20 protein-coding genes, 2 tRNA genes and 1 pseudogene are annotated in these 22,072 nt (G+C 74.4%); 15 read left to right on the top strand and 8 right to left on the bottom strand.

Going from position 1 to position 22,072, the window contains the following annotated elements; all coding sequences use genetic code 11:
• Position 1: 1 nt before the first annotated feature.
• From OG823_RS22290 to OG823_RS22275, 4 genes and pseudogenes are all read left to right on the top strand, one after another.
• Positions 2–568 (top strand): annotated as a pseudogene (locus OG823_RS22290) (4Fe-4S dicluster domain-containing protein); the annotation flags it as partial.
• 137 nt (positions 569–705) lie between these two features.
• Complete coding sequence (locus tag OG823_RS22285; RefSeq protein WP_371481378.1) at positions 706–1,293, top strand: ubiquinol-cytochrome c reductase iron-sulfur subunit; 588 nt, start codon at positions 706–708, stop codon at positions 1,291–1,293.
• Positions 1,290–1,643: a DUF6755 family protein gene (locus tag OG823_RS22280; protein WP_371481377.1), complete on the top strand. Its 354-nt coding sequence runs from the start codon at positions 1,290–1,292 to the stop codon at positions 1,641–1,643. The genes OG823_RS22285 and OG823_RS22280 overlap by 4 nt, the downstream gene beginning before the upstream one ends.
• Positions 1,644–1,744: 101 nt before the next feature.
• Positions 1,745–1,818: transfer RNA gene (locus OG823_RS22275), tRNA-Lys, on the top strand.
• 139 nt (positions 1,819–1,957) lie between these two features.
• Here OG823_RS22275 and OG823_RS22270 read toward each other — a convergent pair.
• Positions 1,958–2,800 (bottom strand): alpha/beta fold hydrolase, encoded by an 843-nt coding sequence (locus tag OG823_RS22270; RefSeq protein WP_371481376.1) that lies wholly within the window; start codon positions 2,798–2,800, stop codon positions 1,958–1,960.
• Between the two features lie 137 nt (positions 2,801–2,937).
• Here OG823_RS22270 and OG823_RS22265 point away from each other — a divergent pair.
• The 3 genes from OG823_RS22265 to OG823_RS22255 all read left to right on the top strand — a co-directional run bounded on the left by OG823_RS22265 (position 2,938) and on the right by OG823_RS22255 (position 6,855).
• Positions 2,938–3,011: transfer RNA gene (locus OG823_RS22265), tRNA-Lys, on the top strand.
• A gap of 227 nt (positions 3,012–3,238) precedes the next feature.
• On the top strand, positions 3,239–5,572 hold the full coding sequence (locus OG823_RS22260) for a transglycosylase domain-containing protein (protein ID WP_371481375.1): 2,334 nt from the start codon (positions 3,239–3,241) through the stop codon (positions 5,570–5,572).
• A 167-nt stretch (positions 5,573–5,739) separates the two neighbouring features.
• Positions 5,740–6,855: an EamA family transporter gene (locus OG823_RS22255; RefSeq protein WP_371481374.1), complete on the top strand. Its 1,116-nt coding sequence runs from the start codon at positions 5,740–5,742 to the stop codon at positions 6,853–6,855.
• On the opposite strand, the gene lepB is transcribed toward OG823_RS22255, so the two are convergent.
• Entirely contained in the window at positions 6,818–7,573 is a 756-nt protein-coding gene (gene lepB / locus OG823_RS22250) for a signal peptidase I (protein WP_371481373.1), read from the bottom strand. The two genes, OG823_RS22255 and lepB, sit on opposite strands and share 38 nt — an antisense overlap.
• Before the next feature lie 411 nt (positions 7,574–7,984).
• Positions 7,985–8,320, bottom strand: coding sequence for a chorismate mutase (locus OG823_RS22245; RefSeq protein WP_371481372.1), 336 nt, complete (start codon positions 8,318–8,320; stop codon positions 7,985–7,987).
• 459 nt (positions 8,321–8,779) lie between these two features.
• On the opposite strand from OG823_RS22245, the gene OG823_RS22240 reads away from it, so the two are divergent.
• Positions 8,780–9,205 carry an OsmC family protein gene (locus tag OG823_RS22240; RefSeq protein WP_371481371.1) on the top strand — a complete coding sequence of 142 codons (426 nt, stop codon included), beginning with the start codon at positions 8,780–8,782 and terminating at the stop codon, positions 9,203–9,205.
• 340 nt (positions 9,206–9,545) lie between these two features.
• The gene (locus OG823_RS22235) at positions 9,546–11,612 is read left to right on the top strand and encodes a putative bifunctional diguanylate cyclase/phosphodiesterase (RefSeq protein WP_371481370.1); all 2,067 of its coding nucleotides are present in this window, start codon (positions 9,546–9,548) and stop codon (positions 11,610–11,612) included.
• A 45-nt stretch (positions 11,613–11,657) separates the two neighbouring features.
• Here the strand turns inward: OG823_RS22235 and OG823_RS22230 are convergent, their stop codons facing one another.
• Positions 11,658–12,776 carry an LLM class flavin-dependent oxidoreductase gene (locus tag OG823_RS22230; RefSeq protein ID WP_371481369.1) on the bottom strand — a complete coding sequence of 373 codons (1,119 nt, stop codon included), beginning with the start codon at positions 12,774–12,776 and terminating at the stop codon, positions 11,658–11,660.
• Positions 12,777–13,302: 526 nt separating this feature from the next.
• Here OG823_RS22230 and OG823_RS22225 point away from each other — a divergent pair.
• Together OG823_RS22225 and OG823_RS22220 are read left to right on the top strand one after the other, a co-directional pair.
• Positions 13,303–13,899 (top strand): DedA family protein, encoded by a 597-nt coding sequence (locus OG823_RS22225; RefSeq protein WP_371481368.1) that lies wholly within the window; start codon positions 13,303–13,305, stop codon positions 13,897–13,899.
• A gap of 377 nt (positions 13,900–14,276) precedes the next feature.
• A complete protein-coding gene (locus tag OG823_RS22220; protein ID WP_371481367.1) occupies positions 14,277–15,539 on the top strand; it encodes a hypothetical protein in 1,263 nt (420 codons plus the stop codon).
• Positions 15,540–15,605: 66 nt separating this feature from the next.
• On the opposite strand, the gene ung is transcribed toward OG823_RS22220, so the two are convergent.
• The gene (ung, locus tag OG823_RS22215) at positions 15,606–16,319 is read right to left on the bottom strand and encodes a uracil-DNA glycosylase (protein WP_371481366.1); all 714 of its coding nucleotides are present in this window, start codon (positions 16,317–16,319) and stop codon (positions 15,606–15,608) included.
• Between the two features lie 438 nt (positions 16,320–16,757).
• Positions 16,758–17,537: an HAD-IIA family hydrolase gene (locus tag OG823_RS22210; protein ID WP_371481365.1), complete on the bottom strand. Its 780-nt coding sequence runs from the start codon at positions 17,535–17,537 to the stop codon at positions 16,758–16,760.
• Positions 17,538–17,859: 322 nt separating this feature from the next.
• Here OG823_RS22210 and OG823_RS22205 point away from each other — a divergent pair, with 322 nt between their 5' ends.
• Both OG823_RS22205 and OG823_RS22200 read left to right on the top strand, forming a co-directional pair.
• Positions 17,860–18,927, top strand: a complete 1,068-nt coding sequence (locus tag OG823_RS22205; RefSeq protein ID WP_371481364.1) for a lytic polysaccharide monooxygenase — start codon at positions 17,860–17,862, stop codon at positions 18,925–18,927.
• 76 nt (positions 18,928–19,003) lie between these two features.
• On the top strand, positions 19,004–20,110 hold the full coding sequence (locus tag OG823_RS22200) for a Gfo/Idh/MocA family oxidoreductase (RefSeq protein WP_371481363.1): 1,107 nt from the start codon (positions 19,004–19,006) through the stop codon (positions 20,108–20,110).
• Here the strand turns inward: OG823_RS22200 and OG823_RS22195 are convergent.
• Positions 20,097–20,519: a type II toxin-antitoxin system VapC family toxin gene (locus tag OG823_RS22195; protein ID WP_371481362.1), complete on the bottom strand. Its 423-nt coding sequence runs from the start codon at positions 20,517–20,519 to the stop codon at positions 20,097–20,099. The two genes, OG823_RS22200 and OG823_RS22195, sit on opposite strands and share 14 nt — an antisense overlap.
• Entirely contained in the window at positions 20,512–20,793 is a 282-nt protein-coding gene (locus OG823_RS22190; RefSeq protein ID WP_371481361.1) for a type II toxin-antitoxin system Phd/YefM family antitoxin, read from the bottom strand. Before OG823_RS22190 ends, OG823_RS22195 begins: the two co-directional genes overlap by 8 nt.
• Before the next feature lie 143 nt (positions 20,794–20,936).
• On the opposite strand from OG823_RS22190, the gene OG823_RS22185 reads away from it, so the two are divergent.
• Together OG823_RS22185 and OG823_RS22180 are read left to right on the top strand one after the other, a co-directional pair.
• Positions 20,937–21,230 (top strand): DUF6412 domain-containing protein, encoded by a 294-nt coding sequence (locus OG823_RS22185; protein WP_371481360.1) that lies wholly within the window; start codon positions 20,937–20,939, stop codon positions 21,228–21,230.
• Positions 21,231–21,312: 82 nt separating this feature from the next.
• Positions 21,313–22,026 carry a YidC/Oxa1 family membrane protein insertase gene (locus OG823_RS22180; RefSeq protein ID WP_371481359.1) on the top strand — a complete coding sequence of 238 codons (714 nt, stop codon included), beginning with the start codon at positions 21,313–21,315 and terminating at the stop codon, positions 22,024–22,026.
• Positions 22,027–22,072 lie beyond the last annotated feature (46 nt).

Raw genomic sequence — 22,072 nt, 5'->3', positions numbered from 1 at the left:
CATGCTCGGGCGCACCGTCTTCATCGACCCCGGCCGCTGCATCGGCTGCCAGGCCTGCGTCTCGGCCTGCCGGGAGTGCGACTCGCACCGCGGCAGATCGATGATCCACCTGGACTACCCGGACGAGGGGCACTCGGTCGCCTCACTGCCGACCGTCTGCATGCACTGCGAGGACCCGGTCGCGCCGTGCGCCGAGGTCTGCCCGGCGGACGCCATCCTGATCACCCCCGACGGCGTCGTCCAGGAGGCCGACCCGACCCGCTGCATCGGCTGCGGCAACTGCGTCAGCGCCTGCCCGTTCGGGGTGCCGAAGATCGACCTGGACGCCAAGCTGCAGATGAAGTGCAACCTCTGCTACGACCGCACCTCGCTGGGCCTGGCCCCGATGTGCGCGACGGTCTGCCCGACCGGGGCGCTCTTCTACGGCACGCTGGAGGAGCTCCGGAGCGAGCGGCCGGGTGCGGACGTCTCGACGCTGTTCGCCTTCGGGGACGTCACGGTCTCCACCGGCGTCGCCATGGTGGTTCCCGCCGAGCGGCGGGACGCCGCGGTGCCCGGCGGGCTGCCGGCCGGCGGCGTGCTGGTGGGGGACGTCCTGGCCGGCACGGTGGGCGAGGCCTCGCGTTCGGACGGACGGGCGGCGGGCGGGCTGCTGAGAGTGATCGAGGTCAACGGGCGGCCCACGCCCGGGAACGGAGCACCCGCGTGAGCGAGCCGACACCCGAGGAGCAGACGGCCCTGGTCGACCGGATCAGCGCCGACTCCCTCACCACCCGCCGCGACTACCTGCGGATCGTCGCCACCGTCTCCGGTGGCCTCGCGGTCGGCTCGACCCTGGTCGCCGCCGGCGTGCTGCACCGCCACGGCGACGGCACGGCCGCTCCGCTGAAGGTCGCCGACCGGTTGCCCGAGGGACGGGCCGTGACCTTCGACTACCCGGGCGAGGACGACCGCGCGATGGCGATCCGGCTCACCGACGGGACGCTGGTGGGCTACTCCACCGTCTGCACCCACCTGGCCTGCGGCGTGCTCTGGCGCGAGGACCACGCCGAGGAGGACGGGCTCTTCTGTCCCTGCCACGAGGGCGTGTTCAACGCCCGCACGGGCGAGGTCACCTCCGGCCCGCCGCCCCGGCCGCTGCCCAAGGTGATCATGATCGAGGACGAACTCGGCGCGGTCTGGGCCATCGGCACCGCCCGTTCCGGTGAGAGCGAGCAGGCCGGGCTCTGCCGGGGTCCGGTCGGACGCAACCCCGCGCTCGCCCGGCGCGCCGGCTGCGGGAGTCCGCGGTGACCTACCCGCCCGAGTACGAACCGGGCAGCGGGCAGCCCCGGCTCAACCGTCCGCTGCCGGAGCGCTACCCGCAGATCCGCTCCACCAGCGGCTACGCCGACTCCCGGATCCGCCGCACCGGGCCCGGTCCGGGCGCGGGCGCCGACCACGAACCCGAGCGGTCCGCGATGCTCAACGCCCGGGTGGCGATCGCGATCACCGTCGTGATCGGCCAGCTCTGGGCGCTGACCGTGGCCACCGACGCCTGGATGGAGGGCCGCACCGGCACCGCCTGGTGGGCCACCGCCTTCTCGGCGGCCTCGTTCCTGGTCGTCCTCCTCGCCTGGCGGATCGGCCCGCGCGACCGCTGATCCACCGCGCCGCCCGCCGGCCCGCCTGCTACCCAGCGTGTCCGGATCGTCGCGATTGGGTGGATCGGCTCGGCGGCGTGTAATGTCGTGCCGGTCAACAGGCGCCGCTAGCTCAGTTGGTTAGAGCAGCTGACTCTTAATCAGCGGGTCCGGGGTTCGAGTCCCTGGCGGCGCACAGACAACCGAGAGGCCCTTCGCGAAAGCGAAGGGCCTCTCGGCGTTCGCGCACCCCGGGTGCGCGCGAACCCCTCCGCCGGCGACCGACGGGCGGTTCGGACGCCGCCCGCCGCCGACCGGGCGGGCCGGCGGCGGGCTCAAGCGGTGTCCAGTACGGCGCGGGCCACCGAGTCCGGGCGGTCGAACATCAGCAGGTGCCCGGCCGGCGCGGTGGTCCGGAACTCGGCGCGGAGCACCGTGGCCAGGGCGCGCTGGCGGGCGAGGCCCCGGTGCGTCCGGGGGGCGTCGCGCCCGTCGTCCGCCGCCAGCACGGTGACCGGCGCGTCCGGCAGCGGGGCCCAGCGGCGCAGCTCGGCCAGCTCCGCGGCGACGTCCAGGTAGGTGGTGTTCTCACGCAGGGCCGCGCGCAGGGCCCGGCCCGTCCGGTAGCAGCGCCGGACCAGCGCGGCCGGCGCCAGATCCTCGCCGCAGACGGTGTTCTCCCGGGCGGCCAGCCGGCGGGCGGCGGGTCCGAGCAGGTAGGGCACGGCGAGCGCGGTGGCCGCGCCGGCGGCCGTACGCGCTGTCAGGTCGCGCAGGGCAGGGGCGGGCCGCGGGGCCGGGTCCGGCTCGAAGCTGCCGTCCAGCAGGACGAGGCCGGCGGTGCGCCCGGGCTGCAGCCGGGCGAACGCCTCCACGTGGAAGGCGGCGAGCGAGTGGCCCGCCACCGTGCAGCGGCCGGTCAGGCCGAGCGCGTCCAGCACCGCACGGATCCGGGCGGCCTCCCCGGCGGCGGTCGGGATCCGCTCCGAGGGCGCGCTGAGGCCGTAGCCGGGACGGTCGAAGCGGACCACGGTGCGGTAGGGGGTGAGCAGCGGGACCACGAGATCCCAGTCGAACCAGCTGCTGCCGAGGCCGCCGCTGAGCACGCAGACCGGACCGGCGCCCTCGCGGCACACGTGCAGGGGCAGGCCGTCGATCCGGACGAACTGCGCGGCCATGGCGGCCCTCCCCGTGGTCTGCTCGCGACTGGGAACGTTCTCACCCTAACCGGTACAACAGGGATGAACCTGGGCGAGCGGCGGCACGGGTTTCGTCGCGGCCCGGTGGAGCGTGTAATGTTCTCCGGGTCGGACAGGCGCCGCTAGCTCAGTTGGTTAGAGCAGCTGACTCTTAATCAGCGGGTCCGGGGTTCGAGTCCCTGGCGGCGCACAGACAACCGAGAGGCCCTTCGCGAAAGCGAAGGGCCTCTCGGCGTTCGCGCACCCCCCGGCCTCCCCACGGCGGTCCGGGCCGGAGCCGGACGTGAGAGCCGCCACATCGGGCAAAAACAGGACAAAGGTCCCTAACTCTTCAGGTGACCACGTGTGCAGGCTGGCACGGACCACCCGTAGGAAAGGCCCGCCGCTTTGCCACGTACCGATCGGAGCGGCCGCAGCGTGCCCTCCCAGAAGACCCTCTCGAAGCAGCGCCCCCGCCGTAGCGGCGTACGGCGGCTGCTCCCCGGCTGGCGGCTGACCCTGGGCGGCCTGGTCGCCGCGGTGCTGCTCGGGATCGGCGCCTTCGTCCTCGGCGTGACGCTGGTGCAGGTCCCCGACGCGCACGCGGCCGCGACCGCCCAGAGCAACACCTGGCTCTACCGGGACGGCTCGGTGATCGCCCGGACCGGCCAGACCAACCGGCAGAACGTCGGCCTGGACAAGGTCTCCCCCGCCGCGCAGCAAGCCGCGCTGGCCGCCGAGGACCGGAACTTCTACCACGAGGGCGCGGTCAACGTGGCCGGCCTGGCCCGGGCCGCGTTCAACACCGCCAAGGGCGAGGGCACCCAGGGCGGCTCCACGATCACCCAGCAGTACGTGAAGAACACCTACCTGACCCAGAAGCAGAGCGTCACCCGCAAGGTGAAGGAACTGTTCATCGCGCTCAAGGTGGACGCCACCGAGACCAAGGACGACGTCCTCTCGGGCTACCTCAACACCTCCTACTACGGGCGCGGCGCGTACGGGATCCAGGCCGGCGCGCAGGCCTACTTCGGGGTGGACGCCTCCGCGCTGACCCCGGCGCAGGGCGCCTACCTGGCGGCGGTGCTGAACGCCCCGAGCGCCTACGACGTCTCCACCGCGACGCCGACCGGCAAGCAGAACGCGCTGAACCGCTGGAACTACGTGCTGGACGGGATGGTCAAGGAGAACTGGCTCTCCGCGGACGAGCGGGCCGCCGTCACCTTCCCCGAGGTCAAGGCGCCGCAGGCGGCCCCGGGCCTGGAGGGCCAGGCCGGCTACCTGGTGAACGCGGCCAGGGACTACCTCACCTCGCACCGGATCATCAGTGAGGCCGCGCTCGCCAAGGGCGGCTACACGGTCAAGCTGACCGTGGACCCCGCGCGCGAGCAGGACCTCCAGAACGCCGTCCGGAGCCAGCTGACCGCCAACCTCAAGCCGGGCACCCGGGCGGCCGACGCCAACGCCCAGGCGGGCGCCGCCTCGGTGGACCCGAAGACCGGCGCGGTCCTCGCCCTGTACGGCGGCACCGACTACACCGAGCACTTCGTCGACAACTCCGCCCGGCGCGACTACCAGGCCGGCTCCACCTTCAAGGCGATCGCCCTGGCCGCGGCCCTCGACAGCAACGCGAAGACGCAGTCCGGGCAGAGTGTCGGCCCCCGTACCGTCTACGACGGCACCAGTGGCCGCAAGGTGCGCGGCGCGACCGGCACGCCGTACGCGCCGCCGAACGAGGGCGGCAAGGACTACGGGCAGGTCACCCTGCAGCAGGCCACCGACTGGTCGGTGAACTCCGTGTTCGCCCAGCTCGCGCAGGACACCGGCCTGGCGAAGGTCCGGGACACCGCCGTCGCGCTCGGCCTGCCGGCCGACACCCCGGGGCTGGCGGCCCAGCCCTCACTGCCGCTGGGCGTGGCCACGCCCAGCGTGCTGGACATGGCCGGCGTGTACGCCACGCTGGACAACGGCGGGCGGCAGATCACCCCCTGGCTGGTCCAGTCGGTGGACTTCGAGGGGCAGCAGACCGCGCTCCCCGCGCCGCAGGTCGAGCAGGTGATCAGCGAGCGGACCGCGAACCGGGTCACCGCGATGCTCCAGGGCGTCGTGGACGACCCGGGCGGCACCGGCTACCGGGCCCAGGCACTGAACCGGCCGGTGGCCGGCAAGACCGGCACCACCGACGACCAGAAGTCGGTCTGGTTCGTCGGCTACACCCCCGACCTGGTCACCTCGGTGGCGCTGTTCGGCCAGGACCCGGTCACCGGCAAGCAGGTCAGCCTGGCGGGCACCGGTGGACTCACCGGCGCTGCCGGCGGGCAGTACCCGGCGCAGATCTGGACGGCCTACATGAAGGCCGCGCTGAAGGGGCAGCCGGTGGCGGACTTCACCGGCGCGGGCAGCGGCACCGACAGCGGCGCCGCCGCCGGGGCGTCCGGCACTCCGAGCACCGGCGCCTCACCCTCTCCGACGGCCTCCGAGCCGGCCTCCGCCGCTCCCACGACCGGCGCCGGTACCTCCGGCCAGGGCACGCCGGGCCAGGGCGGCTCCGGCGGCTCCGACCCGGGGTGGTCCCAGGGCTCCTCCGGGCAGGGTTCCTCCGGGCAGTCCTCCCCGACCGCCACCGCACGGCCGAGCCGGACGCCGTCCTCGGCGCCGACCCCGGGCGCGAGCGTCGCGCCCGACGCCGGGGCGAGCGGCAACCCCAAGGCGCCCGCCGGAGCCGGTGCGGCCGGGCAGGCCGCCAACGGCGCCGCGGTCGGCGGCGGCTAGGCGGACCGGGCGGGAAGCGGCCGGCACGGGGCGGAGCAGGTGGACCGGGTGGACCGGGCGGGAGGCGTCCGGCACAGGGCGGACCGGACGGCTCCCGTCAGCATGTGAGGAGCAAAACAGCTAGTGGCACCTTACCGAGATGCCCGCCCAGCTGGCAGAATGCCCCGATGCACAGCTCACAGCCCCACCCTCGCGGCGCGTCGGGCCGATCACTCGGCCTGACACTCGCGCTGGTCTCCGCCGTCGCCTTCGGCGGCTCCGGCGCGGCCGCCAAGCCCCTCATCCAGGCCGGACTCTCCCCGCTGCACACGGTCTGGCTGCGGGTGACCGGCGCGGCCCTCGTGCTCCTCCCGCTGGCCTGGCGGCACCGGAGCGCGGTCCGGCAACGGCCGATGCTGCTGCTGGGCTTCGGGCTGCTGGCCGTGGGCGGTGTGCAGGCCTGCTACTTCGCCGCGATCTCGCGGATCCCGGTCGGCGTCGCGCTGCTGATCGAGTACCTCGGCCCGCCGCTGCTGCTGGGCTACGTGCGCTTCGTGCAACGCCGGCCGGTGAACCGCAGCGCGGCCCTGGGTGCGGGCGTCGCCGTCACCGGACTGGCCTGCGTGGTCGAGGTCTGGCACGGCCTGACCTTCGACGCGCTCGGCGTGCTGTTCGCCCTCGGCGCCGCCTGCTGCCAGGTCGGCTACTTCGTGCTGGCCGACGCGGGCAGCCGGGGCGAGCGCCGGGTCGACCCGATCGCGGTCAGCGCGTACGGCCTGCTGATCGGCGCCGCCGTGCTCACCGCGGTCACCCGTCCGTGGGACGCCGACTGGGGTGTGCTCGGGCGGGACGTGGTGATGAACGGGCACACGCTGCCCGCGCTCGTCCCGGCGCTCTGGATGATCCTGGTGGCCACCGTGCTCGCCTACCTGACCGGGGTGGTGGCCGTCCGGCACCTCTCACCGGCCGTGGCCGGGGTGGTGGCCAACCTGGAGGCCGTGGTCGCCACCGTGCTCGCCTGGGTCCTGCTGGGCGAGCACCTCGGCCCGGCACAGATCACGGGCGGGCTGCTCGTCCTGGCGGGCGCCTTCGCGGCCCAGATCGGCACGCCGAGCGGGTCGGCCCCGGAGGCCGGACCGAAGGTGCCGCCCGGACCGCAGGTGGCACCCGGGCCCGACCCGCTGCCCGCGCCCGACATGCTGCCCTCACCGCAGGTGGCGCCCGGTGGCGGCCGCGGAGAGGCGAGCACGCCCGTCGTGCCGCTCGTCAGCGGCCCGTCCAGCCGAACCAGTCGAAGTGGGTGACCGGCCACGCCACGGCTGACACCGGACCGACCACGTCGGCCACCGGAACGGCGCCGCCCCCGGGCTGCTGCTGGTGGTAGCGGGAGTCGGCCGAGTCGCTGCGGTGGTCGCCCTCGACCCAGACGTGGTCCGCCGGCACGGTGATCGGGCCGAAGTCCAGCCCGGCGCACGAGTCGTCGCCGGGGAACAGGTACGGCTCGCTGACCGCAGCTCCGTCGACCGTCAGTGTCGTCCCCGCGCACTGGACCCGCTGGCCGCCGGTCGCGATGACCCGCTTCACCAGGTAGTTGTCGTCCTTCGGCGGCACCAGGCCGACGAAGCTCAGCGCGCTTCCCACCGCGTCGGTGACCGGGTTCCCGGCACCGGTGCTCCGCGGCGGCAGCCAGTCGCCCGGGTCCTTGAAGACCACCGGTTCGCCGTTGCTCGGCTCCCAGCCGAGAAGCGGCGAGAGCTTGTTGACCGCCACCCGGTCGCCGATCCGCAGGGTGTTCTCCATCGAACCGGAGGGGATGGTGAACACCTGGAACAGGCAGGTCTTGATGGTCAGCGCGACGACCAGGCCGACCACGACCATCACGGGGAGCTCCACCCACCACGGCCGGCGGCGGCGCGCCGCCCGGCGGGATCCGGTGCCACCGCCGGCCCGGCGCGGGCGGTCCACGGGCGCGCCGCGGCGACGGTGGCCGGTGCCGGGCGGGCCGGCCAGGTCGGAGGTCATCGGGTGTGCCCCGCGGCGCGGGCCGGCGGGGTGACGCAGGCGGACGGGGTGCCCGGCGCGGTGGGCCGCACGGACGGCGTCCCGGGGCGGGGCCGAGGCCGGCGATCGTGCCCGTGCCACCTCTGAGCCAATGCCGAAGCCATCGCCGAACCGCCTCTCCGGACCACGGCCCTGCGCCCCGCGCCCTGACTGGCCGGGGTCCCGCGATCCACCGGATCGACCGACCCGGGAAGACAGCACGCTAACGCCAACGGTCGGCGTCACGAAATCAGACTTTTAGCAGCAGCAGACACGGACGACCCGGGCGCTCGGCCCGCGCCGCGGCCGGGCGGGGGGCCCGAGGCGCCGACAGCGGCTGCGGGGCAGCCACAGGTGCGGCTGCGGGTGCCCTGGCGGTGGGGCCGGTGCGGCTCAGGCCCGGGCGATGGCCTCGTGGTGGCGGATGACCTCCGCGATGATGAAGTTCAGGAACTTCTCGGCGAACACCGGATCCAGGTGGGCGCCCGCCGCCAGCTCGCGCAGCCGCTCGATCTGGTCGCGCTCCCTGGCCGGATCCGCCGCCGGGAGCTTGTGCTCGGCCTTGAGTCGGCCGACCCGCTGGGTGGCCTTGAAACGCTCGGCCAGCATGTGGACGACGGCGGCGTCGATGTTGTCGATGCTCTGCCGCAGGCCGGTCAGCTCCGCCCGGACGGCATCGTCGATCTCCCCGGGCGTGCCGGCGTCGGGGGTCGTGGCGTGGTCCGTCATCGGGGCGGCTCCGGGGCTGTACGGGAAAGGTGGCACCCGGCAGGTCTGCGGTCCGGCGCGGGCCCGGGCAAATCTAACAGGGCGACCGGGGCGGACTCCCATCGTCCGTCCCGGCTGTCCGCGATACGGACAGCCGAACGGACGGCCGAACGGACGACGGAACGGACAGCCGAACGGACGGCGGCACGGACGACGGGACGGACGGCCCGGCGGTGGCGTGGCCCGGGGCGCCCGCGCGCTCCGAGCGGCTCCCGCGGCCCGGGCCCGACGCCGGATCCGCAGGGCCGAGAGTCGTGTCCACGGCGCCCGGCCGGGTCCGAAAACCACGGACGTGGCCGGTATGACGCTGTGTAAGCAGTTCAGAGCGCCGTCCGCGGTGGCCCGGACGGCGGCACGTAGGCTGGGCCGCGGCATGACCCGATGTGACCAAGCAGCAGCCGCCAGCACCGGAGGTACCCCGTGGCAACGACCCGCACCGCACGCACCGCTTGGGAAGGCAACCTGATCGACGGCAAGGGCCAGGTGACCCTCGCCTCGTCCGGTATCGGCACCTACCCCGTCTCCTGGCCGGCCCGCTCCGAGGAGCCGAACGGCAAGACCAGCCCCGAGGAGCTCATCGCGGCCGCGCACTCCGCCTGCTTCTCGATGGCGCTCTCGCACGGCCTGGCCGGCGCCGGCACGCCGCCCACCAAGCTCGACACCCAGGCCGACGTGACGTTCCAGCCCGGCACCGGCATCACCGGGATCCACCTCACCGTGACCGGCGAGGTGCCCGGCCTGGACGAGGCCGCCTTCACCAAGGCCGCCGAGGACGCCAAGGCGAACTGCCCGGTCAGCCAGGCCCTCACCGGGACGACCATCACGCTCACCGCCAAGCTGGCCTGACCGCCGGACGACGCGCGCGCTCCCGGGCCCCCGGTTCCGGGGAGCGCGCACGCCCAGTGCACACGCCCCTGGCGCGCATCCATCGCTGCGCACCGGGGGCGTTGGCGCGTCCTGACGAACCACCACAAGTGCTCCGAAACACGGCGACTCACCCGGCCGGCGGTCACCGCCGGATGCACCGGCGCTTTATGATCGGCCGCAGCACCCGCGCTCGATGCGCGCGGCCCGACGTGGGCCCCGCGCACAGAATCCGCGGGGCCTCGACAGCTGTGCGGGATTCCGGCCCCCGCGGCACTGGACAGCCGGCCGGAGCAGCGTCAGCAGCGGACGGGAGCGTGCCGTGCCGGGCCAGAACGAGGGGGCCGACGCACACCACCAGGGCGTGCGGCACGAAGGACTGCGACACATCGACGACCGGCGTCCCTGGCCGCACGCGAGCGGCGTGCCGAACGGGGACGCTCTCGCGCCCGTCGCGCCCGTCGCGCCCGTCGCGCCCGTCGCCCCCGGCACGCCCGGCGGCGACCGGTACGACCGGGCCCGGCACGAGAGCGGCCCGCGTGGCGCGGCGGCCACCGACGCCCCGAAGGCCGTCTGCCCGGCCTGTTCCACACCCCTGCCCGACCACACCGACCAGCTGCTGGAGGCCCTGCGGGCCAGCGAGTCCCGGTTCCGGGCGGCCTTCGCCGACGCCGGTATCGGGATGGCCCTGATCGACTCCGAGGACCGGGTGATCGAGGCCAACCCGGCCCTGGCGGCGATGATCGGCCGCGAGGTCTCCGAGCTGGTCCGCACCCACATCCACGACATCATCGAGGCCGAGGACACGCCGCGCCGGCTCTACCGGGCGCTGGTGCGGGGCGAGTGCGACCGGCTGCGGATGGAGAAGGGGCTCAAGCACCGCGACGGGCGGACGGTCCTGAGCAAGGTGACCCTCTCCCTCATCCGGGACGGCGCGGACCGACCGCTGTACACCCTCGCCATGGTCGAGGACATCACCGAACAGCGCCGTCTCTGGGACCGCCTGAAGTACCAGGCCCTGCACGACCCGCTGACCCGGCTGCCGAACCGCGCCCTGTTCTTCGAGCGGCTCGACGCCGCCTGTCTCCCCGCGCACGGGCGGCCGCCGCGCGGCCCGGCCGGCGGCGCAGGGCGGACGGACAGCCGCCGGGTCGGGCTCTGCTACCTGGATCTGGACGGCTTCGCGGCCGTCAACGAGACGCTCGGCCACCACATCGGCGATCAGCTGCTGGTGGCGGTCGCCGCCCGGCTGGAGCTCGGCTTCGCCCGGGGCGAGGGACGGCTGGTGGCCCGCCTGGGCGGGGACGAGTTCGCCGTCCTGGTGACCGACAGCGAGGGCGACGATCAGCTCACCGCGCTCGCCGCGCAACTGGTCAAGGCTCTGGAGCACCCCTTCGAGGTGGCCGGGCACCAGCTGGTGGTGACCGCGAGCGTGGGCGTGGTGGAGCGCCCGGTGGCCGGGACCACCCCGACCGACCTGGTCAAGGACGCCGACGCGACGCTGTACTGGTCCAAGGCCGACGGCCGGGCCCGCTGGACGCTCTACGACCCGGACCGCGGAGCCCACCAGCTGACCCGCCAGCTGCTGACCACCGCTCTTCGCCCCGCCCTGGAACGCGGCGAGTTCTCGGTCGAGTACCAGCCGCTGGTGGGGCTCGCGGACGGGTCGGTGCACGGCGCGGAGGCGCTGGTCCGCTGGCGCCACCCCCGGTACGGGACGCTCTCACCGGACCGCTTCATCCCGCTCGCCGAGGCCTCCGGGGCGATCGTCCCGCTCGGCAAGTGGGTGCTGGAGGAGTCGTGCCGCCAGGCGCGGCGCTGGCTGACCGAGTTCCCGGACGCCAAGACCTTCGTCAGCGTCAACCTGGCGGCCCGCCAGATCTGGGACTCCGACATCGTCGCGGACGTCGCCGACGCACTGGAGAGCTCGGGACTGCCGGCCGGGCTGCTCCAGCTGGAGATCACCGAGAGCGCCCTGCTCGGGCCCGGCGGGCGGCCGCTCCAGGCGCTCCAGGCGCTGGCCGACATGGACGTCCGGATCGCGATCGACGACTTCGGGACGGGCTACTCCAACCTGGCCTACCTCTCCCGGCTGCCGGTGCACGTGCTCAAACTGGACGGCACCTTCATCGAGGGCTTCCGCGACCCTGGTCCCGGACGGCCCGTGCAGGGTGCCCGGCGCACCGAGGCGGACGAGCAGATCGTCCGCGCGATGGTGCAGCTCGCGCACGCGCTCGGGCTGACCGTCACGGCCGAGGGCATCGAGAGCGCGGCCCAGGCCGAGCGGCTGCGGCAGACCGGGTGCGACACGGCGCAGGGCTGGTACTTCGCCCGGCCGGGCGAGCCCGAGGCGGTCGCCGCCATGCTGCGCGAGGCCCAGGCCCGCTGAGCCGGCCCCGGCTCGACCCGGCTCAGCACCGGGCCGGGCCGGCCGTCAGGCCCCGGCGCCCGCGGTCAGGCCGTAGGCCTCGGCGATCAGACCGTAGGAGCGGTGCCGCGCCCGGTGGCCGTGGATGTGCGAGGTGACCATCAGCTCGTCCGCCCCGGTCAGCTTGCGCAGCGCCTCCAGGCCGTCGGCCACCTCGCCGGGCGCGCCCAGGACGACCCTGGAGAGCCAGTCGTCCATGAAGTCCGCCTCGGCCGGGCTGTACGGGTACGCCTGCGCCTCCTCCGGCGTCGGGATCGGGCCCGGGTCGCCCCGGCGCAGCCTGAGCATCCCGAGCCCCGCCGAGCGGGCCAGCCGACGGGCCTGCTCCTCGTCGTCGGCGGCGACCGCACTGACCCCGATCAGGGCGTACGGCTCGGCGAGCACCTCGGAGGGACGGAAGCTGGAGCGGTAGAGGTCGAGCGCGGGCAGCGTGTTGTTGCCACTGAAGTGGTGGGCGAAGGCGAACGGCAGACCGAGCCGGCCGGCCAGCCGGGCGCTGAAACCGGACGAACCGAGCAGCCAGATCGGCGGCCTGCCCTCGCCCTTGGGGACGGCGGTCAGCCGGGCGTAGGGGTGCCCGTCCGGAAAGTCGCCGTCCAGGAAGTGCGTCAGCTCGGCGAGCTCCTGCGGGAAGTCGTCGGCGCCCTCGGCCCGGCCCCGGCGCAGGGCCCGGGCGGTGGCCTGGTCCGTCCCCGGGGCGCGGCCGAGGCCCAGGTCGATCCGGCCCGGGTGGAGCGCCTCCAGCAGGCCGAACTGCTCGGCGACGGCGAGCGGGGCGTGGTTGGGCAGCATGACGCCGCCGGAGCCCAGCCGCAGGGTGCTGGTGTGCGCGCCGAGGTGGGCGAGCAGGACGGCGGGGGTGGAGCTGGCCACGCCGGGCATGCCGTGGTGCTCCGCGACCCAGAAGCGGTGGTAGCCCCAGCTCTCGGCGCTGCGGGCCAGTTCGGTGGTCGCGGCGAGCGCCTCGCCCGGGGTGTGGCCGGCGCCGACGGTGGCGAGGTCGAGGATCGACAGCGGCGCGGGCGCGGTGCCGCGGGCCACCCCGTGCACGGCGGCCGCACCGGGGGCGGCGTCACGGCCGGCGGGCTGCCCGGGCTGGGGTGAGTGCTGGTCCTCGGTGGTCATGCCGTCCGGCCTCCTGGTCGTGTACGAGTGGTCGTGCACGAGCGGTCGCGCACGGCGGGGCCTCCCGCCGTCGGGGGACAACCACCCGGGACGGCGGGGTGTTCCCGGGCCCGGCCGCCGTCCGCGTCCCGGGCCGGGCCGCCACCCCCGCCGCGCCGACCGTCCGTTCGGCCGGTGCGCCGTCCGGCCGGCGAGCTGACTCACTGCCAGCGGACGCACACGGGTGGCGAGTTCGCGCCAGCGCGGGAAGTCGCCAGCCCCAGGGCTCGCCATCACCGGCCGCCGTCCGGCAGGCTGTTCCACAGGGCGGATCACGCACAGGATCCGCACCCATCGACAAGGTCGACGGGCTGGACCAGCACCGTTCGATCCCCGCGAGCCCCCGGAGCAGCACCCCGCCCCGGGGGCTCTCGCATGTCGTGACGCCTGCCACAGAGGGGGTGCTTCACGGCATGAAAGGTCGAGGCGCTAGCGTTGTCACTTGCAACCACCTGCTCCCCCGGGCCGGTCTGGAGGGAGTACGACGTTGGACATCACCGCACTGCTCGGATCCTCGTGGATCTGCGCCGTGGCGCTGTTCGCCGTTCTCGGCGACGCGTTCGTCCCCTTCATCCCGAGCGGGACCCTGGTCATCCTGGCCGTCCTGAACACCGCCCGCATCGACGGCGCCCCGCTGCTGCTCGGGCTCGGCGTCGCGATGGCCTCCTTCCTCGGTGACATCCTGCTGCTCGGCCTGGCCCGCCGGGGCGCGCCCTCGGTGCGCCGTCGCCTGGAGCAGCGGCCGCAGCTCGCGGCCAGCGTCGCGCGGGTGCAGCAGGCGCTGGACGGGCGGACCACCGGAGCCGCCGCGGCGATCGTCGTGGTGGCCCGTTTCGTGCCCGCCGGACGTACCGTGCTGGACCTCGCGATGGGGCACTCCCCCGAGCACCCGCGCAAGTTCCTGCGCTGGTCGGCACTGGCCGCGCTGGTCTGGGCGACCTACATCGTCACCCTGGGCTGGCTGAACAGCCACTGGTTCGACACCGCCTGGCTGAGCCTGGTGGTGTCCTGCGCCGCCGCCACCACGATCAGCGCGGCCATCGCCCGCGTGGTGCGCCGCAACCGCCGGCTCCCGGTCGCCTGAGACCACCCCGCCCCGCCCCGGCGTGTCGGCCCCCCGGCGTGTCGGCGAGCGGCCCGCGCCCCGAGCCACCCCACCGCGCCCGGACCGCGCACCCCCGCCCAGCCCCGCGTACCTGGGCGCGAGCGTCACAGGACGGCAACAACCCCCCGCCCGGCGCAGCCGTCCGGGCCCGCTCGGCGTGATGGGTAGCGGCGGACCGAAGCCCTGGAGGCTACGCCCCGCATGGCATGCTGAAGGCTGAATACTCATTAAATGTCCGTTATAACCGGTACGGCTCAACGCCCGGCCGGCGCGCCCCGGGTGGTCCCCGGACGTGCCCGCGGGACGTCCTCCCGGGCCCCGGCCGGTGACCGGACTCCAGGCAGCAGGGGGAGACCATGTCCAGCATCTCGCGCAGGGCCGTGCTGAGCGCCACCGCCGCGACGGCGGCGCTCGGTGCGGTCACGGCCTGCTCGGGCGGCTCCGGTACGGCGGGCGGCCGGGGCGCCGGTTCGGGGGACAACAGCGGCGGCAAGCCCACCGGCTCCGCCACGGGCGCCGTGAAGGGCACCCCCATCGGGGACGGCTCGACCGCGGACAGCGGCGCCCAGCCGAACCAGCCGAAGGCGGAGAAGCTCAAGCCGGGCGAGCGCCCCCCGCAGTTCGTGGTGTTCTCCTGGGACGGCGCGGGCGGCACCGACGACGGCCAGTTCCCGCGCTTCCTGAAGATCGCCGAGCAGTACCGGGCGAAGATGACGTTCTTCCTGTCCGGCATCTACGCCCTGCCGAAGGACAAGTCGCAGCTCTACCACCCGCCGAAGCACGCGGTCGGCGCCTCCGACATCCCGTTCCTGTCCGCCGGGGCGGTCCGCAGCACCCTCAAGCTGATCAGCCAGGCGTGGCTGGCCGGCCACGAGATCGGCACCCACTTCAACGGCCACTTCTGCTCGACCCGCTCCGACGGCAACGGCGTCAACAAGTGGACGCCCGAGGACTGGAAGAGCGAGATCGACCAGGCCGTCTCGTTCGTGACGCAGTGGCGGACCAACACCGGGTTCACGGACGTCGACCCGCTGCCCTTCGACTACACGAAGGAGCTCGTCGGCGGCCGGACCCCCTGTCTGGAGGGGCAGAAGACGCTGCTGCCGACGGCCGCCGCGCTCGGCTGGAAGTACGACGCCAGCTCGCCCGGCGGCCTGCAGATGTGGCCGCAGAAGGTCCAGGACGGCAGGATCTGGGACTTCCCGCTGCAGGGCATCCCGTTCCCCGGGCACTCGTTCCAGGTGCTGTCGATGGACTACAACATCCTCGCCAACCAGTCGGCCGGCAGCACCAAGGGCGACCCGGCCAAGTACGACGCGTGGCGCGGCCAGGCGCGGGACTCCTACCTGGCCGGCTTCGACCGCGCGTACAACGGCAACCGGGCGCCGCTGTTCATCGGGAACCACTTCGAGCAGTGGAACGGCGGCATCTACATGGACGCCGTCGAGGAGACCATCAAGGCCATCGCGGACAAGCCCGAGGTCCGGATGGTCTCCTTCAAGCAGCTGGTCGAGTGGCTGGAGGTGCAGGACGAGTCCACCCTGCGCAAGCTGCGGGCGCTGAACGTGGGCCACGCCCCGACCGACGGCTGGCAGAGCTACCTGGGCGCCGCGGGCTGACGGCTGCGGTCGCCGGGGGCCCATCCACCCCGGCGACCGCTGCCGTCGACCCCGGCGCGGGAGGACTCAGCCGTTCTTGACGTCCGGTACGCGCCAGTCGATCGGCTCGACGCCGAAGCCGCCCAGCGCCTCGTTGATCTGCGAGAAGGGGCGGCTGCCGAAGAACAGCCGGGCCGACAGCGGCGACGGGTGCGCGCCCTGCACCACCACGTGGCGGGTGGTGTCGATCAGCGGCAGCTTCTTCTTCGCGTAGTTGCCCCAGAGCACGAAGACCACCGGCTCCTCGCGGTCGCTGACCGCCTTGATCACGGCGTCGGTGAACTTCTCCCAGCCCTTGCCCTTGTGCGAGTTGGCCTCGTGGGCGCGCACCGTGAGCACCGCGTTGAGCAGCAGCACGCCCTGCTCGGCCCAGTGCATCAGGTAGCCGTTGTCCGGGGCCGGCACGCCGAGGTCGGCGTCCAGCTCCTTGAACATGTTGCGCAGCGAGGGCGGGATCCTGACGCCCGGCAGCACGGAGAAGCTCATCCCGTGCGCCTGGTTGTCGTCGTGGTACGGGTCCTGTCCGAGGACCAGCACCCGGACCTTGTCGTACGGCGTCGCCTCCAGTGCGGAGAACTCCTGCCCGGCCGGCGGGAACACCTGGTGCTCGGCGCGCTGCGCGGCGACGAAGGCCGCCAGCTCGGCGAAGTACGGCTTGCCCGTCTCCGCGGCGAGCACCTCCTGCCAGGCCTGCGGCAGTTCCAGCCCGGCGCCCGTGCCCGCCTCGACAGTGTCCGTCACGAGTTCAACCTCCCAGCAGGCAGCGGCCCACGGCCGCGCCACCCCGACCTCGGCGTGCCGTTGACCGCCCGGCACGTCCTCTTCCACCCCGAACGCTACACAGCTCCACCGACAGTTCCCGCCTCAGCCGGGTTCGGTGGCCGCGACGGCCTGCCCGGCCGGCTCCCGGTCCTGTGCTGGCACTGCTGCTGAGCCGGACACCCGGCGTCCGGCGCGGTCCGTACGGGGTCGGCGCGCTGCTCAGCCGGCCGCTGCTGCTCGCCGGGGGGCTGGCCGAGGGCGGCGCCCGGGTGGCCCTGTGGTCAGTGGCGGCGCTCTGCGACCTCTGCGCGCCGCTGGTCTTTCGCAGACGGCCTCATCGCGTCCTCTCCCCCTCGGACGGCCCGTGGGCCCCGTCCCGGCCGGCAGCCGGCGCGGGGCCCACTCCTGTGACGAGCGTCAGATCATCTCGATCAGGTCGGCGATCGACTTGACCACCCGGGTCGGCCGGTACGGGAAGCGCTCCACGTCCTGCGCCGCGGTGAGGCCGGTGAGCACCAGGATGGTCTCCATGCCGGCCTCCATGCCCGCCACGATGTCGGTGTCCATCCGGTCGCCGATCATCACGGCGGTCTCCGAGTGGGCGCCCGCGCTGTTCAGCGCCTCGCGCATCATCAGCGGGTTGGGCTTGCCGACGAAGTACGGCTCGACGCCGGTCGCCTTGGTGATCAGCGCGGCGACCGAACCGGTGGCCGGCAGCACGCCCTCGGTGGAGGGGCCGGTCTCGTCCGGGTTGGTGCAGATGAAGCGGGCACCCGCGTTGATCAGGCGGATCGCCTTGGTGAGCGCCTCGAAACTGTAGGTGCGGGTCTCACCGAGCACCACGTAGTCCGGGTTGTTGTCGGTCAGCACGTAGCCGGCCTGGTAGAGCGCGGTGGTCAGGCCGGACTCCCCGATGACGTACGCGGTGCCGCCCGGGCGCTGGCCCTTGAGGAACTTGGCGGTGGCGAGCGCCGAGGTCCAGATCCGCTCCTCCGGCACGTTCAGGCCCATGCCGGCCAGGCGGGCGCTGAGGTCGCGCGGCGTGTAGATGGAGTTGTTGGTGAGTACCAGGAACGGCTTGCCGGACTCCTGCAGGCGGCGGAGGAACTCCTCCGCGCCGGGAATCGGCGTTCCCTCGTGGATGAGGACACCGTCCATGTCGGTCAGCCAGGACTCGATGGGCTTGCGGTCTGCCACGTGCGTGTCTCCCGAAGTCTTGCGGTGGTCGTACGAAACTGCGCAGCGTGTCCGGTGCGCACCCCGCCGGCCGGACTCCCGCCGGGAACACCGGACGACCGGGGGTGATGCTGGCTGCCCCAACGGGGCACAGCCTAATCCGCACACCTGGCCGACGGGAGTACGTACCGCCCACCGGACGTACCGGTTGCCCGGCGGACCCGCCTCAACGACTCCTTAAGCGGCCCCTAACCGAACTGATCACCCATCAGTAGGAGGTGCGCGCGGGGCTAACGTGAAGCGCACAGAACCCTCCCCCGCTCCGTAGAGGAGTTCCTCCGCCATGCCCACCCGCCGCATCCCCGCCACCCCGCTCGTCCTCGCCGCCGCCCTGGCCGGCTGCGCCCTGTCCGTCACCCTCGGAGCCGGCACCGCGACCGCCCACGGTTCGATGCAGAACCCGCTCAGCCGGGTCGAGGGCTGCTATCTGGAGGGCCCGGAGCATCCCGTCTCGGCCGCCTGCCGGGCCGCCGTGGCCACCGGCGGCACCGCCGCGCTGTACGACTGGATGAGCCTGCGGATCGGCGACGCGGCCGGCCGGCACCGCGAGATCATCCCGGACGGGAAGCTGTGCAGCGCCGGCACCGACATGTTCCGGGGCCTGGACCTGCCGCGCGCCGACTGGCCCGCGACCAACCTCACCGCGGGCGCCGACTTCACCTTCCGGTTCCGCGCGACCGCCCCGCACAAGGGCACCTTCCAGCTCTTCCTCACCAATCGCGGCCACGACCCGGCCAAGCCGCTGGCCTGGGCCGACCTCGACGCGCAGCCGTTCCTCTCGGTCACCGACCCCCAGCTCGTCGACGGCTCCTACCTGCTGCCCGGCAGGATCCCGGCGGGGCGGACCGGCCGTCAGCTGGTCTACGCGATCTGGCAGCGCTCGGACAGCCCGGAGGCCTTCTACTCCTGCTCGGACGTGGTCTTCGACGGGAGCGGCGCCACCCCCGGGAGCGCAGCCGTCCCGGCGGCGACCGGCGCCGGACACTCCCACCCGCCCGCCACCACCGCCACCATCGCCTCCGGCCTCCCGGCCACCGCCACCGTCCCCGCGGCACCGGCCACCGGTACCGGCCCTGCCGCCGCCGCGGATGCGCCGGCGGCAGCGGGCGGCGGCCCGGCCGCCGCGGCGGCGCCCGCCGTCGCCGTCCCCTCCACCACCGCCGCCGCAGCCACCTCCACCGGCCCCTCCGCCACCGCAGGCCCGGCCGCCCGCACCGGGAACCTCGCCCAGACCGGCTCCGCCCGCTCGCTGGGCCTGCTCGCCTCGGTCGGGGCGTCCTTCCTGCTGGCCGGCGCCACCATGGCCGTCCTGCGCCGGGGCCGGCGCACCCGCGGCGCGCACGCCCGCTGAACGGCCGGGGCCGCCCGCAACGCCGGGCGGCCCGCAACAGCGGGCCGCGCGGGCGGGCCGTGATTGAGTGGGCGTCATGAGCACCGCCTTCCGTACCCCGTTCCGTGTCGGCCTGGTCGGTTACGGCCTGGCCGGCTCCGCCTTCCACGCTCCGCTCATCGCCACCACCCCGGGGCTGAGGCTGGACGCGGTGGTCACCGCCAACCCCGAGCGCCGCGCGAACCTGCGGCGCGATCATCCGGACGCCCGCGCCGTCGACACCCCCGAACAGCTGCTGGCCGACCCGGAGGCGCTGGACCTGGTCGTCATCGCCTCCCCCAACCGGACCCACGTCCCGCTGGCGCGGGCCGCCGTGCGGGCCGGACTGGCCACCGTGGTCGACAAGCCGCTGGCCGCCACCGCCGCCTCGGCCCTGGAGCTCTGCGAGTACGCCGAGAGCCGCGGGGTACTGCTCTCGGTGTTCCAGAACCGCCGCTGGGACGGCGACTTCCTGACCGCCCGCCACCTGGTCGAGAGCGGCGCCCTCGGCCGGGTGCACCGCTTCGAGTCCCGCTTCGAACGGTTCCGGCCCAAGCCGAAGGCCGGCTGGCGCGAGCTGGCCGACCCGGCCGAGGCCGGCGGCACCCTCTACGACCTGGGCAGCCACCTGGTCGACCAGGCGATCACCCTGTTCGGCCCGGTCGACACGGTCTACGCCGAGATCGACACCCGCCGCGACGGCGCGGTGGTCGACGACGACTCCTTCCTCGCGCTCACCCACGCCGGCGGCACCCGCTCCCACCTGTGGACCAGCGCCATCACCCCGCTGACCGGACCGCGCCTGCGGATCCTCGGCGACCGGGCCGGGTACGTGAAGTTCGGCATGGACCCGCAGGAGGACGCCCTGAAGGCCGGCCGCCGGCCCGACGGCACCCACCCCTGGGGCGCCGACGCCGAGACCCACCACGGCGCCTTCGGCACCGACGGGTCGGCCGCGGCGCTCCCCACCTACCCGGGCGACTACCCCGCCTTCTACGCGGGCGTCGCCACCGCGCTCGCCACCGGCACGCCGCCGCCGGTCGACCCCCGCGACGCGGTCACGACGCTGACCGTGCTGGAGGCGGCCCGCGCGTCCGCCGCCACCGGCACGGTGGTCAGGCCGGATGCCCGGGCCCCGCGCGGCCCGGCCGCTACACCGCGATGACCTCGACGGCGGCGCCCAGGCCCCGGAAGTCCGCGATGTTGCGGGTGTACAGCGGCAGGCCGTTCGCGGAGGCGACGGCCGCGATCATCAGGTCGATCCGGCGCGGGCGCGGCTGGCGCCCCGCCGCGATCGTCAGCGCCACCAGCGTCCCGTAGCGGGCGGACGCCGCGCCGTCGAAGGGCAGCGGGTCGAAGTCGGCCATCGCCGCGCCGAGCACTTCGAGCCGGGCGGCCCGGCTCAGCGGGTCCCGGGCCATCGCGACACCCTGCTGGAGTTCGGCGAAGGTGATCGCGGTCAGCTCCGGGACGGCCGGCAGCTCGGCCGGGTCGAGCAACGCCAGGTCGATGTAGACACAGGTGTCCAGCACCCCGGCCGGTCGGCGCCGGGGGCTCCGTCGGCGTTCAGCCACGGCGGCGGGTGAACGGGTCGTCGTCCTCGCCGAGGAGGTCCTCGGCGCCGAAGTACTCCTCGCTCTCCTTGCGCATCTGCTGGTAATCGACCTTCGGCAGCCTGCTGTGCCGGGCCACCAGCTCCTCCGCGCTCAGGCGCCGACGGCCGGAGACCGGACGCAGTTCGGCGACCTCGACGCCGTTGCGGGTGATGTGGAACGTCTCACCCGCCTCCACCGCGTCCATCACCGCGGCGGAGTTGTTGCGGAACTCCCGCTGGGTAATCGTCTTCATCCCTCCACGGTAGCCCCGCGTAGCACCGATGGCTACGCCCGCGCACGGGCCGGGACGAACGGCTGTTGCCAGGACGCGCCGCACCCGTACCATCGTCACCGGCGGCGGCAACCGCCCCGCGCACCGACCGGAGAGGGACGACGATGACACTGCTCGCCACCCTGCTCGGCCTGCTGCGCCTGCTCACCGGCGAACTGCTCACCGGATCGGCCGGCCTGACCGCCGTGGCGGCCGCCGCCGCCCTGGTCCTGCTCTCCGGCGTGGCGGCCGGCGCCCTGGCGACCGGGCGACTGCTCGGAGCCCGCGCCCCCGCCACCGTGCGGGCCGCGACACTGCGCCGGCGCGCCTTCCGGACCGCCTTCCTCCCGCAGCGTGATCCGGACGCCCGGGGCCGCCGACGTCCCAGGGCCCCGGGCGCGGCCCCGACGGCCGCGTAACGCCCCCACCCCGGCGCTGCCACCGCGCGGCCGTCCTCCGCCGACCTCTCACGCAACGAGACCCCGGAGGGCTCGCCTCACCATGTCCGTCTTCGCCGTTCTCGACCCGGCCGTCCGCCTGGCGCACGACCTCGTCTCCGCGCTCGCCCAGGTGGTCCCGACCGCCGCCGCGATCGTCCTGTTCACCGTCCTCGTCCGCCTCGCCCTGCACCCGCTGGCCCGGGCCGCCGCCCGGGGCGAGAAGTCCCGCACCCGCCTCGCCCCGCAGGTGGCCGAGCTCAACCGGAGGTTCAAGGGCGAGCCCGAGAAGCAGCGCGAGGCTCTCGCCGAGCTGTACCGGCGCGAGAAGGCCTCACCGTTCGCGGGCTGCCTGCCGATGCTGGTGCAGATCCCGTTCTTCTCGGTGATGTACCGGCTGTTCACCACACCCAACGACCTGCTCGGCCACACCGCGTTCGGGGTGCCGCTCGGACTGCACGCGAGCGCCGCGCACGGCGCCGCCCAGTGGCTGGTGTTCGGCGCGCTGTACGCGGCGCTCGCGGCGGTGGGCCTCGCCAACTTCCGCCGGGCGCGGCGCGCGATCGCCGCCGCCCCCGCGCCCGCCCCCGGCGCCACCCCGCAACCCGGGGCGGCCCTGATGCCGTACCTGTCGTTCGGCACGGTGCTGTTCGCCGCGCTGGTGCCGCTGGCGGCCGGGCTCTACCTGGTCACCACCACCGCGTGGAGCGCCGCCGAGCGGGCCTGGCTGCACCGGGACGCGACGGCCCCGGCCGCGGCACTCGCGGCCGCCGCCTGAGACCGCTGTCCGGGTGGCCGGCGGGCGGGCCCGCCGGCCACCCGGC

It is taken from the genome of Kitasatospora sp. NBC_00315 (genome assembly GCF_041435095.1).
Classification (GTDB): Bacteria; Actinomycetota; Actinomycetes; order Streptomycetales; family Streptomycetaceae; genus Kitasatospora.
Note: the sequence above shows the minus strand (reverse complement) of the source record. Positions and strands in the feature narration are given on the sequence as shown.